This window comes from Mycolicibacterium stellerae, assembly GCF_003719305.1.
Lineage (GTDB): Bacteria > Actinomycetota > Actinomycetes > Mycobacteriales > Mycobacteriaceae > Mycobacterium > Mycobacterium stellerae.
Genome location: NZ_RARC01000013.1, coordinates 1 through 12,694, shown reverse-complemented (window position 1 = coordinate 12,694; position 12,694 = coordinate 1). Strand labels below are relative to the sequence as shown.

The following is a 12,694-nucleotide window of genomic DNA, read 5'->3' as shown; positions in this document are numbered from 1 at the left end:
CGCACGATCGTAAGTGAGTAGCGGTGATGGCGTCAGTGCCGCCGGGATGGAGAGAGGGCTGGTATGACTTTGGATTCGGTGGGCGAATTGCATCATGAGTTCAACCCGATGGTCGAACCGCATCGACAGGACCCGCATCTTTTCTACGACTGGGCCAGGCGAGAGCGACCGGTGGCATACAGCCAGTCGCTGCAGGCGTGGCTGGTAACCCGGTATGCCGACCTCAAGGCGATAGTGTCAGATCCCGTCACGTACTCATCGGCGCCTGCGCTACCGAGCGTGTGGGCAAATCCTGCTGAGGTGCTGGAGGTTCTGCAGGGCTGTATTCCTGAAGCCAACAGCATGATCAATGCCGATGAGCCTGTGCACGCGCCGATGCGGCGGGTCTTCAATCCTGCTTTTACGGGGCGCCGAGTCCGCGAGCTGAAGCCCGCGATGCTCCGTGAAGCCAACCGACTTATTGACAGCTTCATTGAGGCCGGACGGGCGGACGTCGTGGCGCAATATGCCGCCCCCTTTGTACGTCATGTACTGAGCTGGGCGGCCGGAATACCTGACGATGATATCGCTTCAGTCCATCAGTGGAATGAGGAATTCATGAAGGTGATGAATCCCCTTCTGCCGGTGGAGATAAAGGTTGAAGCGGCCAAGCACTACCGGCCGTACGAGGAGTACTTGAGCGAGCTCTTGCGTTCCCGCGCGGCAGAACCTCGTGATGATCTCGCGTCATATCTGATCAATGGCGGTCACGGTTTACCTCCGCTTCGTTTCGAGGATGCGCTGTACCTGCTGCGTGGCAGTCTCAGCGCCGGTTTCGACACGACGCGAGACACCATTGCTAGTGCGGTACTGAAGCTGATGGAACACCGGGCGCTGTGGGATGCCTCCGTGGACGACGACCGCACGCTCAGGCACGTGATCGAAGAAACCCTTCGAGCGGAGGCGCCGCACCGCGGTCTCATGCGCGTGACCACACGTGCGGTGACACTCGGTGGCGAGCAGTTGCCGAAGGGAGCGCGCCTTCTGCTGCTCTTCGGGTCGGGCAATCGTGATGAGCAACATTTCCCGGATCCCGACCTCTTCGACATCAACCGCGAAAACGTGCGAGACCATCTGGCGTTCGGCGATGGAATCCATCGATGCCCCGGTGCCCCGATGGCTCGCCAGGAAGTATTCGTTGCACTGCAAGTGTTGCGCAGCCGCCTGCCTCAGCTTCAGCTGGCCTCCGATTACCAGCCAACCTACGCTGCCAGCTACTTCTTCCGTAGCCCCGAGCAAGTTCTCGCCGTTTGGTGAGCCAAACAGTTCTGCATCGACCCGTGGGTGACAAATCGGCGATGGTCTGTGGTTAGGCGCTTAGGTGACGGAATCTGCTGCGGTGGAAGACGATCGGTGGTACCTCGTCGTGGACGGTGATGTCCCTGATCCGCAGAATCACGATCGTGTGGTCGCCCGCAGCCACTAGCTGTTCGATCGAGGTCTCGAGCCAGACACATGTGCCTACCACGAATACCGCTCCAGATTCCCGCGAGACAGTCTCAACATCGGCGAATCTGTCGCCGGTCTTGGCGGCCAGCGTGCGGGCAGCCTCATGATGGGCTTCTCCGAGCAGGCTGATCCCCAGGGATGGCAGGTCCTTCAGCTTCGGCCATGTTTGTGAGGTGTTTTGAACGCAGAACGACACCAGCGGCGGGTCAAGCGAGACGGGCACGAACGTGCTGGCCGTCAGGCCCACCAGGGTGCCGTCTACCTCCGCGGCGACCGCGACGACACCAGAGGGGAAATGCCCGAACGCTGCCCGCAGCGTGGCTGGAGTCAGATCGCTGGTTGCCAATTCGTTCTACCTTCACAGATTGAGTGGGTGACGACGCGAGTTTTAGCGCGTGCGCTGCTGATTCGGCACCATGTCGAACACGTTCACTCCTCGGTACCGATCAATTCGGTGAAGAGGGCGGTCGGATCCGCGCCGCCCCATCCCGCGGCGCTGAGCCGTTGGTAATACTCAGCAGCAGCACTGGTCAACTCTACCGGCGCACCGATTTCCGTTGCGTAGGAGATGATCTCGTCGGCATCTCTCAACGTCGCATCCACGGTCGCGGATTCTGGCCCGGCAGAACCGGCAGGGGCCGAGGCCGCGCGATCCCCGAACAGCCCACGTACGGCGCTGTGCCGATTCGAAATGAGGGCGATGACGTCTTCGACGCTGAGGCCCGACCGCTTGGCATACAACATGGCCTCGATGGCGGCCGTGGTCTGAATCGTTGCAAGCAACTGCCCGACCAACCTTACCTTCGACCCATTCAGGGCAGTGCCGACGTAGTTCAACTGGGGGCACATCGCCTTCAGTACTGATTGATATTGCAGGTACGTATCACGGTCGCCGCTGACATAGATCATCGCCGTCCTGGCAGCCACCATGGACGGCGTGCCATCGACCGCGGCGTCGAGAAACTGAGATCCCCTCTCCGCGAAGTCCTTCCGGACGACCTGCTTCATCGAAAGGGGCATGGCTGTGGTCTCGATGACCGGCGGCAACCTCTTCGCTCGCAGGATCCCGTCTGCGGCCTGGAACACCTCGCGGAAATCGCTGCCAGATGTCGATGTAACGACCACATCGGCTGATTCCGCCACGTCACGCGCGCAAGCGCACCAGTGCGCGTCGCCCATCTCGCTGGTGAGCTTCGCTGAGCGGTCCCCGTCGAACGCGATCAGATCAAATCCACCGTCAATCAAGCCGCGTGACAACGCCGGACCCAGAGGGCCACCCCCAATGAAGCCAACGGCGAGTGTGGTCAACGTCCACTCCTAACTGCTGCGTGATGCGACTATCTGATCGTGGCCGCCAGGTCAGCCGACATGGACGCAAGCTGAGGGCCCCAATCACTCCAGTCATGTTGGCCACCAACCGGGATGTCGAAATGACCGTTGTGGCCGCCCACGGCGCGATACTGGGCATAGAACGTCCTGTTGCTACCTTGGGCCTGATCGCAGTACCCGATCATCGCGGCGGGGTTACTACACGTCAGAGTGCCCGGGCTGAAGATCCACAATCGTGTGCCGTTGTCCACCAGCAAGTGCGCGTGGACAGAGGGGTCGTGCCACTTCCAGCGGCCTAGCTGGGCAGCTCCCCACATGTTGCGGGTGTCCACTCCCCCGAACTGCGCAAGGCCCGCGGTGATCGCACCGTTGAGCGTGGTGTTTGATGGTGTCAAGAATCCCGACAGCGATCCCGCGTAGCGGTACCGGTCGGGATGGAATTCGGCCAACATCAGCGCCCCAGTGCCTCCCTGCGCTGCGCCGACAATGGCATGACCGCCAGGCGCCAAGCCCTTGTTGGCGGCCAGCCAGTCGGGCAGCTCTTGGGAGAGGAAAGTCTCCCATTGACGACTGCCGTCCTGCTCCCAATCTGTGTACAGACTCCATGCACCGCCCGCCGGCGCAGCCACTGAGATGCCCTTGCCGGCAAGGGCATTCATCGCATTGCCCGCAGATACCCAGTTGCTGACATCCGGCGCTGCATCGAAGGCGTCGAGCAAGATCACCGCGTGCGGGCCGCCGCCCTGGAAGGCGACAGGGATGTCGCGACCCATCGCCGCGGATGGCACCATCAGGTACTCCACCGAGGGTTGCGCGTTGGCCCGCGCGGCCGTCCACAGGCTTACCAGCAGAAGGATCAGCAGTGACAGGCGCAGGATCGCAACGGCGAGACGACCGCGATGGAACGAAGACCCTCGCCTTCGCCGCACGTCGTGATCGCAACCAGCGCGTTCTGAGCTGAACTGGCTGCGGGACAAAGGCATTGGGGTCAGCAGCCTGGGATGAGAATCATTGGTCATGGGCCCAGCGCCTTAAACCGGAGGGTAAGCCGGCGGCGGGTAGACACCACGCAGAATCCAGGCGAACCAATTCATGCCGTACTCGAGTTCATCACTGAGGTCATAGTCTGGGTTGGGGTCCATAGGCTCACGCTTCCTTAGATCCGTAGACCGCGACCACAACGGTTCGGTCCAGGGTGTTTTCTGACCACACCCCGATTTGGGTGTAGGCACAGTTGCGCATGATCGCCAGATAGTCGGGGTTGTAGTACCACTGGTTGATCAGCTCAATTCCGCTAATCGCCAACGCGGGATTGATCGCGACTGTCTCAGCGACCCGCCCTGGGTATCCTGCGGCGCGGGCGCGGTCCTGGGGGCTGGTGCCGTCAGTGCCGATGTCGCCGTCTAATGAACGGTTGTTCAGAACGTCGTCGGTGTGCCATTCTGCGGCCAGTCGTAGCTGCGGGCTGACGGTGAGGTCCCCGGTACATCCGGCCTGCCGCTGCAGGGTGTAGACGTTGGACACCACACCAGCGTTGAGGCGTTTGTTGTCAGCTCGCGCAGGCGCAGCATCGAGAACCGCAGCGGCAGTCAGAATGACCGCCAAGCCGACCACCGCCGCAGAATGCCGCGACGGCGCCGTTCGGTGTGATTGTGCGTTCATCGCTTGGCTCCCATCGGATTCGGTCGTGCGGACGTGTTGGTCACCCGTGCGAAGGCGGTGCGGGCCGGTAGCCGGCCGCAAAGTTGCGCAGTTGCCAAATCATTGCGGGGCACAGCTCATTGGCAGTTTGGGCGATGAGGTACGACGCTTGATACTCGTCGTCGGTGTTCAAGTCGCTCTTGAGGTCGCCGATGAGCTGACCGTAGCCGCGACCTGAGCGCAATTTGTCACCCGAGCACGCAGCGACGAAGGCGACTGAAACGCTGCGGCGGATGGTCATTTTGGATCGAAACCGGATATCAGCCAGGTATCTGCGGACTTATCCAATGTCACCTCGACGATCGAGTTCGTCTGTGTCGGTGCACCGTCTGCCATCGTGATGGCTTGGTTGACGTACAACAGGACCACTGCGTGGGTGGGGGTAGTGGCCGAGACGGACGCGGCAGCCGCCACCGTGGCAACAGCCGTCACCTTCTTCTGCTGGGCGCCGGGAATGACCACGTCCTTGATGAGAGAGGCATACGAATCCCGGAACGGCCCCGTCATTCGCTCGCGGGCCGCCGATAGGCTCTTGTCGGCCGTGTCGGGGGTGTAAGACAGCATCGCGACTGCGCCGTCCTTGGCCGCCTGCACTGATTCGACGACCGCGACTTCGGCGCCCCGCGCCGAGGCGCTCACGAATTTCAGATACCCGGCGCCCAGCGCCAACATCACAACCACAAGGGGTATGCCACCGAAAATCGCCAATTGCGCGATGGATGTCCGGCGCCCCGTGGGCTTTTCAGATTCGGTGCCTCTCGCCTCACCGGTTGTCACGTCGTCTATCGCTGCGTGAACAGCTGGTCTCTCGGTATCGGGGTCTGCCACCGTCGAGCTTGCGTCATCCGAGGCATCAACCACTGTCTCGACGGGGCCGTCGCTGCGCCGCGGTCGCCGAGGCCACCACGCTCGCTTCTTCTTTCGTGTGACCGCAGCGACCGGCATATCGGCCTTCTCGTCGTCAACCTCCCCTGGCTGGAGGTACGGCAGTTCCGCGCTGGCCGAGTCCGTCGAAGCGCTCATGGCACAAACTCCACGTTCGACACCTTCACTTGATCGTCCACCTTGTGCACCGAGATGCGCATCCGCCATGACCGCAGCGGCTGGTCAGCTGCCGCGGCATCAAGGATCTTGACGTTCATCGCCACCAGGACCTGCGCGTCGCTGTCGGACTCCGACTCCAGTCCCGCGGCGATGATGGTGCCCTCCGATTTCGTCTGCGATTGCTTGACGACGTCGATGAACGGCTGAGAACGCTTGGAGAATTCGTCGTAGAACGTCCCGGTGGCGGAGTTCACGATCCGTTGCACGTCGGGCTCGGCATGCTGCCAGTCGATGGTGGTCAGATTCAACGCACCCTGGCGAGCGGCTTGGAGGAACTCCGCGCGTTGGTCAGCTATCAGCCGTTGCTGATGGACGTTCCATCCCAACCACGCCGTCAGTCCCGTCAAGGCCGCGATCATCAGCGACCCGACCACGAGCATCAATCTGCGCGATGACATCTGCTGTCGAGAGCCGCGGTGCCGGCGTTGACCGCCAACGACGTCGGTGTCGCTGGTGGCCTCGGCCGTGTCCGCTTTCGGTTCGAGTGTCTCGTCGGCGACGTCGTCATCGATTGCAGTGTCAGACAACGTGTCACCGGGTGATGTGTCACTTTGCGCGGTATGCACGCTCACAGATCAGTTTCCTTTCGGCGGCATCAGCATGTCCTGCCAGTTCTTGTCCTCGGCGGCGCCGGCGGCGAGGTCGGACTGGGTGTACTGGCGCCCATCGGGGCCGATGTAGCTGCCCGTCGCCGGGTCATAGTTCGCTACGGCAAGCGGGGGTGGAGGCGCCGCAGGCGCCGCGGGAGCGGGTGCCTCTCCCGGCGGCAGCTGCGGGACGGGCTGTCCCGACAACGTGGCGTTCGGGTCGCCCTTCCAGTTGTAGCCGTCGTTGAGCGGAACGTATTGCTCATCGCTCTCACACATCTTGACCGTCGGCGCTCGCTTACCGGGCCGAGTCTCACAAGGCAGATTTCGCGCGCCCCTGACATTGAGCTGCGAGTCCTGCGGCACCCGGCAATACAGGTCGCCCGCTGGGCGGTCGGGGTAATCGACTTCGCTGGGTGAGCGAATCTGGTTGGCGGGCAAAAAGCCGGTGGTGCACGGTGGCGGCGCGTTCACGTTCAGGTTGAACGACAGATACGTGCCCGGATACGGCCCCTTGGTATCGCGGTTGGCCATATTCGCTCCCTGGAGGCCAGCTACCTGCGCAGGGGTTAGCACGAGCACCTGTTCAATATTCGCGTGATAGGTGAGGGCGACCTGCCCGATACTCACCAGGTTGGCCAGCAGCACAGGCAGCGTCGGTTGTACGCGGTCCAGCAGCGCACGCACCTCGTCGGTGGCGCCCGGTCCCTTCTGGAGCACACCCCGGACAGCGGGATCCTGATCCCTGAGTTCACCGCTGATCTGGTCCAGGTTGGCTGCCCACGCTTGAATCGAGTCCGAGGTGTCGATCTGGGAGTCCAGGATGGGCTTGGAGTTGTCGACGACATTGGTCAGCGCGTCCAGATTCTTGCGCGCATCAGCGGTCAACGTTGTTGTCCCCTTGACCAAGCGCGAGATTTCGGGACCCAGCCCACCGACACCGGTGTACGCCTCGTCGATAACGGTCTGCAGGTTGTCGTGCGGAATGGCCAGCAAGCCGGTGTTGGCCGCCGACAGCAGCGCGTTGAGGTTGGGCGGAACCACTGCGCGGTCGACGGGAATCACGTCACCGTCGCGAAGCACCGGACCATCGGCGCTCTGGGGGATCAAGCCGACGAACTGTTCGCCCACAGCGGTCTGGCTGTGCACCTCAGCCTTCAGGTCAGCCGGAATGTCGATACCGGACTCCAACGACATCGCAACGGCCACACCGGAGTCGGTGAGATGGACATCGTCGACGCGTCCGACCTCGGTGCCTCGATAGGTGACGTTCGCGTTCTTGTACAGCCCGGCGGCCTCCGGCAGATCGATTGTCACCCGATAGTGCCCGACTCCGAACCAAAGGTTCGGAACGCCGAGCAGACCGATGGCCATCACACTGCCGGCGAGGAGCGTGACCACCGCGAAGATGGCCAGTTGAAGCCGGACTCGACGGCTGAGATACATCGGTCAGTTCCCCTGGTCGAAGTGGTAAGGCGCCAGAAGCGGGTTGCCGGGAACGAAAGGTTTGGGGCGGTGCCCTGGACGTGGTGGGCCGCCACCGGTGCATGGACTTGGCAGCTGCCCAACAGTGCGGCCCCATTGCAATTCGAGTTCGGTCAGGTTGCATTCGAAGCGTGTCCCGGTGAACAGTGCCGAGTCGAGTCGACTCAGCGTCATGTCCACCACCAACGACACGTTGGCGTAGTCACCGCGGAACCATTTCGCCAAGGTGTCCTTCGGGAAGGGAAAGGTGGCGAATAGACTCAACGACCGGGTCAGTGACCGCCCCGCATTGGCCAGCGATTCCAGTACCGGACCAAGGTCTTTCAGTTCTGCGACAATCGCATCCCTGGTCTGGCGCACCGAGTCGGCAGTCAATGCACTGAACTTGCCGAGTTGGTCGACAGCATCGATCAACGAGTCATGTTCACGGTTGACCACAGCAAGCGCATCCGGGATGGTGTCGAGCGCTTTGTCGACGACGGGTTTCTGCGCAGCGAACTGACCGACCAGCCTATTGAGGCTGTCGGCAGCCGCGATGATATCGCCGGTTTGGTCGTTGATATGGCCGACAGCGATGTCCAGCTGTGTGAGCAGGCTTCGTAATTCGTCTGTGCGACCACCGTACGCGGTAGCCAACGCCCTGGTGATGTCTTGCACCTGGCCGAGACCTCCACCGTTGAGCACCAGCGATACCGCCGCGAGGGTCTGCTCGGTCGAGGGGTATTGCCTCCCAGAAGTCAACGGGATCAGCGAGCCCTCCCGCAAACGCCCCTGGGGCGCGACATCGGTCGGGGGTGCCAGCTCGATGTGCAGCGAGCCCAGCAGGCTGGTCTGACCCAAGGTGACTGTGCTGTTGGCGGGCAGCTTCACGTCACCGTTCAGCCTGATCGTCAACAGCGCGTGCCAACCTTGGCGTTCGATCTTGGTCACGGTCCCGACGTTGACATCGCCGACGCGCACCCGGGAGTTCTGTTGAATGTTGTTGACGTCGGGCATTTGCGCCTGAATGGTGAACGCGCCCAAACCCTTGCCCTCGGTGCCGGGCAGGGGCAGCGAATTCAAGCCACGCCAGCCACATCCGGACACCGACACCAACAACACCGCGAGACAAATCACCACGGCCCGTCGCCGCACCGTTCTCATCACGAACCTCATCACGAGCCTTCTCCCGGGGGCACCATCAGTCCGGGTAATCCGGCAGCCGGATCGGTTGAGCGCGCCGCCGGAATTGCCGGATCGGCCGCCTCAGCTGGCAGAGGGCCCCCCGGGGGCGGCGGCCCAACCGCCCCATCCGCTGACGCGGTCGCCGTATTCGGCTGCGGTGGAACGTAATCCGGCCGTAGCCAGTCTTCGCTGTAGGTCACCTCATTGGGCCGCGCGGTGGTGCCGACAAACAGGTTCTCACCGATTGGTGGGAAGTTGTACTGGCGGTTCTTGATGATCGGTGCAAGATATTGCACGCACAGTTTGGCAGACTCCTCGCCGCCCAGGCGTGATGCTGCCTGGATGGCTCCACAAAGGAATGTGAGCGGATTGGCGAAATTGTTGACGGCCGCCACACCGCTGAGCGTTCCCTGCGCGGGTTGGTAGATGTTTTGACCGTTGGCGGACACCGTCGGCAGGACATGCAGAAGCTGCTTGATCTGATCAAGGTTATCGGTCAAGATCTGCGAGACTGCGGCCGCTTTGTCCGAAGTCGTGCCGACCGTCTCCTTGTTGTCGGCGACGAAGCTTTGCACCTCCCCTACTACATCGTCGAGATCCCTGACGGCGTTTCCGACCTCGTTCGGGTTGTTGGCGAGCAGCCCGGTCACCGAGGCCAGGTTCTGGTTGAGTTCGCGTAACAAGTCGGTGCTGTCTTTGAGACCCGACACCAGCAACGACAGATTCTTGACAGTGGTGAACGTGTCATTGCTGTGGTCCCCGAGAGCCGAAATCGTTTCCGAGAGTCTGACGATCGCATCGTGGATGTTGCTGCCTTGGCCGCGCAGATTCTCGGCGGTCGAGTTGATGAGCGCGCCCAGGGTGCTGACCCCGCCCGGCTCGGTGGGTTGCAGCGTCTCGGTCAGTCGCTGCAACTGCTGGCGGAAGTCGTCCCACTCCATCGGCACCGCGGTCCGATCCTGAGGGATCACCGCGTCATCGGCGATCGCAGGACCCTCGGTGTACGCGGGCGTCAACTGAATTACCCTGGCGGTCACCAAAGTTGGCGAAAGAATGACCGCATTGGCGTCGGCCGGGACTTTGTACTTCCCGTCGAACCAAAAGTTGACTTTCACCCGCTTCGGCTGCGGCTCGATGGTGTCGATCTTGCCGACCTTGACGCCCCTAATCCAGATATCGTCGCCGGCGAAGAGGCCGTTGCTGTTGTCGAAGTAGGCGGTGACGTGGACGCGGTTGCTGTCACGCATCGCCCGCACTGCGACAAGCACGCCGGCCACGAGGACGGCAACAAGTACCGCCGCCAGACCGATACGGACCACATTGGCGCGCCTCATCACTGACCCCCACTCGGACTGACCTCGATCGGCGCAGGACCAGGTTCACCGGGGGCCGGTACGAACACCGGGGTCGGCACGGGCTGCACGGGCTCCGACTGACCGGCAGGCAGCGCGGGCGGGCCCGGCGGCGGACCACCCGGGGCTGGCGCAGGTCCGGGGTCACGATAGGGATAGCACCCGGGTCCGGGCAGCGGCACGCCCGGTGGCCCGCACGCCTGATCGCCGGGGTTGCCGGTAATAGCGTCCGGCAACGTGGTTCGGGGTTCACCGGCTTGTCCGGTCCGCGGGTACGGAATCGGCAGCGCAGGCGTGCCGGGCTGACCGATCTGTGGGTCGGTGCGTTGGGAGGGCAACAGCGTGTTCGGATCCACCCCCAGGTCCGAGAACGCCGCGTCGACAAACGGTTGCAGCCACTGGCCCGGCAGCAGGTTGGAAACGTAGGCCTTGAAGAACGGGCCCGACCCGATGGCTTCGCCGAACGACAGCGCGTAGTCGTTGAAGCCCTTGAACGCCTTTTGGAGTTCAGCCTTGCGATTGTCGAGGGTGGCCAATACACCGTTGAGCTTGTCCAGCGCAGGTTTGAGTGTCGCGCGGTTTTCCCCGATCAGACCCTTGATCTGCTGAGCCAGCGTCGATACATGTTGCGAGATCTGGTCAAGCGCCGAACTTTGCTCCCGCAGAGCAGCAAGCAGCGTATCCGTGTCACGGATGAGCAGCACGATCTTGTCGGTACGGTCGGCCAGCACTGTCGTCGCCTTGCGCGCGTTCGACAGCAGACCGCGCAACTGGGCATCGCGTTGACTCAGGGTCTGCGAGAACCGAGACACACCCTCCACGGCAACTTTCAGCTGCGGCGGGGTGTCCTGCAGCGTCGTGGCCAGCGTTTGCAGCGCGGTCGACAGTTGGTCGGTGTTCAGACCGCTGATGGTGGCGGTGAGATCGCCGATGGCATCCGGCAATTGATACGGCGAAGCGGTGCGTGCCATTGGGATCGTATCCTTTAGGTGCCCTGCGCCGCGCGGTGTGACCTCCAAGACCTTGTTCCCTAGTACGGTGAGCGTCTTAATCGCCGCTTCGGTATCGGTACCCAAACGGATGTCGTCGGCGACAGTGAACGTCACCAACACTCCCTGCGGATCCAGCGTGATTTCCTGCACCTGCCCGGCTTTGAGTCCGGAGACCTGCACCGGCGCGCCGGTGTCCAATCCGCCCGATTCCTCGAAATACGCGGAGTACGTCTTGACTGCGTGGATGAACGGTAGACGGCCGAAATTGAATGTTCCGACGACGACCACGGCGAGCAGTGCGATCACGACGACGGCGATGATGACCGGATTGCGTTCGCGGAACGTCTTCATTGCGGAGTGCACCTACCCGAGTCCTGGCCGGCCATCTTGACGTACACCGGTTGTCCCCCTTTGCCGTTGACCTTGAGGATGATGTCGCACAGGTAGAAGTTGAAGAAGTCGCCCTGCAGCCCTTGACGGCCGAGGACCCGGTAGGCGTCGGGAAGGGTCTTGATGAGGTTGTCGAAGTAATCGTGATCGGCCAGCACGTTGCCCGCTGTCCGGTCGGTTTCGTGGACAACCTTCTGCAGAGGTGGTCTTGCTTGCGCAAGCAGTTCGGCGACCCCGCCCGCTGCCTCGTTGGCGTAGGCGACCGAATTGGCGATGTCGTCCGCGCGACCCGCCAGCCCGTGCACTAGCTCGGAAAGAGAGTCGATGGCCTCGCCGAACTTGTCGCTGTTGTCACCCAGGGACCCCAGCACAATGTTGAGGTTGACAACCACCTGGCCGATGAGCTCGTCGCGGTCTGCCAGGGTGCTGGTCAACGCGGCCGTCTGAGACAAGATCGATCCGATGGTGGGCCCCTGGCCCTGAAACGCCGCGATCAGTTCGCCGCTCAACGCGTTGACCTGGTCGGGATCCAAGGCACGAAAAAGAGGGCGGAAGCCTCCGATCAACGCGTCGAGGTCCAGTGCCGGAGCGGTGTGGTCGACGGCAATGGTCGCACCTGGCGCTAGCCGGGTGGTGCCGCCCGCGCCTTCCTCCAGAGCTAGGAATCGCCCGCCGATGAGATCGTCGTAGCGAATCACTGCCCTGGTGCCCTCGGTGAGCACGACCGAATCATCGGCGCTGAACGTCACCCTGGCCGTGGCGTCATCCTGGATCTTGATCGACTTGATCTTGCCCACCTCGACTCCGGCGATGCGGACGAAGTTTCCACCCTTCAGGTTGCTGACGTTGCTGAAAATGGCGTCGTAGGTTTGCGCCTCTTGGAACCTCAGTTGGCCGAAGATCACGAACATCGCCGCCGTCCCGAGCAGGCAAACCCCGGCGTAAATCGCAAAGCGCCAAAAGAGTCCGAAGGCGTTGTTGCGCAACGTGATCGCCTTTCTGTCTGCAGTACTGGTCGACTATGGGTGGGTTGGTGTGCGGGTCACGGCGGTGGAGCCGCCGAGGCATCGGGGGGTGCGGCTCCGGGTTGGCTCGGCGGCGG

The 12,694-nt window shown here is 62.5% G+C and carries 13 protein-coding genes; 1 reads left to right on the top strand and 12 read right to left on the bottom strand.

The genetic code is table 11. The features are described 5' to 3' along the window. Positions 1-63 precede the first annotated feature (63 nt). Positions 64-1,296, top strand: coding sequence for a cytochrome P450 (locus tag D6M19_RS17375; RefSeq protein ID WP_123026490.1), 1,233 nt, complete (start codon positions 64-66; stop codon positions 1,294-1,296). A gap of 52 nt (positions 1,297-1,348) precedes the next feature. Here D6M19_RS17375 and D6M19_RS17370 read toward each other — a convergent pair whose 3' ends face one another. From D6M19_RS17370 to D6M19_RS17310, 12 genes are all read right to left on the bottom strand, one after another. Then, positions 1,349-1,834, bottom strand: coding sequence for a flavin reductase family protein (locus tag D6M19_RS17370; RefSeq protein ID WP_123026489.1), 486 nt, complete (start codon positions 1,832-1,834; stop codon positions 1,349-1,351). A gap of 83 nt (positions 1,835-1,917) precedes the next feature. After that, on the bottom strand, positions 1,918-2,796 hold the full coding sequence (locus D6M19_RS17365) for an NAD(P)-dependent oxidoreductase (protein WP_123026488.1): 879 nt from the start codon (positions 2,794-2,796) through the stop codon (positions 1,918-1,920). Between the two features lie 29 nt (positions 2,797-2,825). Next, complete coding sequence (locus tag D6M19_RS17360) at positions 2,826-3,680, bottom strand: esterase family protein (protein WP_407665359.1); 855 nt, start codon at positions 3,678-3,680, stop codon at positions 2,826-2,828. 283 nt (positions 3,681-3,963) lie between these two features. Further along, complete coding sequence (locus D6M19_RS17350; RefSeq protein WP_123026485.1) at positions 3,964-4,479, bottom strand: CAP domain-containing protein; 516 nt, start codon at positions 4,477-4,479, stop codon at positions 3,964-3,966. Positions 4,480-4,519: 40 nt separating this feature from the next. After that, complete coding sequence (locus tag D6M19_RS17345) at positions 4,520-4,759, bottom strand: DUF732 domain-containing protein (RefSeq protein WP_123026484.1); 240 nt, start codon at positions 4,757-4,759, stop codon at positions 4,520-4,522. Next, a complete protein-coding gene (locus tag D6M19_RS17340; RefSeq protein ID WP_123026483.1) occupies positions 4,756-5,541 on the bottom strand; it encodes a hypothetical protein in 786 nt (261 codons plus the stop codon). The genes D6M19_RS17345 and D6M19_RS17340 overlap by 4 nt, the downstream gene beginning before the upstream one ends. Next, positions 5,538-6,149, bottom strand: coding sequence for an Rv1363c family protein (locus D6M19_RS17335; RefSeq protein WP_164478534.1), 612 nt, complete (start codon positions 6,147-6,149; stop codon positions 5,538-5,540). Before D6M19_RS17335 ends, D6M19_RS17340 begins: the two co-directional genes overlap by 4 nt. Positions 6,150-6,197: 48 nt before the next feature. Beyond that, a complete protein-coding gene (locus tag D6M19_RS17330; protein ID WP_123026481.1) occupies positions 6,198-7,655 on the bottom strand; it encodes an MCE family protein in 1,458 nt (485 codons plus the stop codon). Positions 7,656-7,658: 3 nt separating this feature from the next. Next, positions 7,659-8,837 carry an MCE family protein gene (locus D6M19_RS17325; protein ID WP_123026607.1) on the bottom strand — a complete coding sequence of 393 codons (1,179 nt, stop codon included), beginning with the start codon at positions 8,835-8,837 and terminating at the stop codon, positions 7,659-7,661. A gap of 11 nt (positions 8,838-8,848) precedes the next feature. Then, positions 8,849-10,192 carry an MCE family protein gene (locus D6M19_RS17320; protein ID WP_123026480.1) on the bottom strand — a complete coding sequence of 448 codons (1,344 nt, stop codon included), beginning with the start codon at positions 10,190-10,192 and terminating at the stop codon, positions 8,849-8,851. Next, entirely contained in the window at positions 10,192-11,553 is a 1,362-nt protein-coding gene (locus D6M19_RS17315) for an MCE family protein (protein WP_123026479.1), read from the bottom strand. Before D6M19_RS17315 ends, D6M19_RS17320 begins: the two co-directional genes overlap by 1 nt. Further along, on the bottom strand, positions 11,550-12,578 hold the full coding sequence (locus D6M19_RS17310) for an MCE family protein (RefSeq protein ID WP_123026478.1): 1,029 nt from the start codon (positions 12,576-12,578) through the stop codon (positions 11,550-11,552). Before D6M19_RS17310 ends, D6M19_RS17315 begins: the two co-directional genes overlap by 4 nt. Positions 12,579-12,694 lie beyond the last annotated feature (116 nt).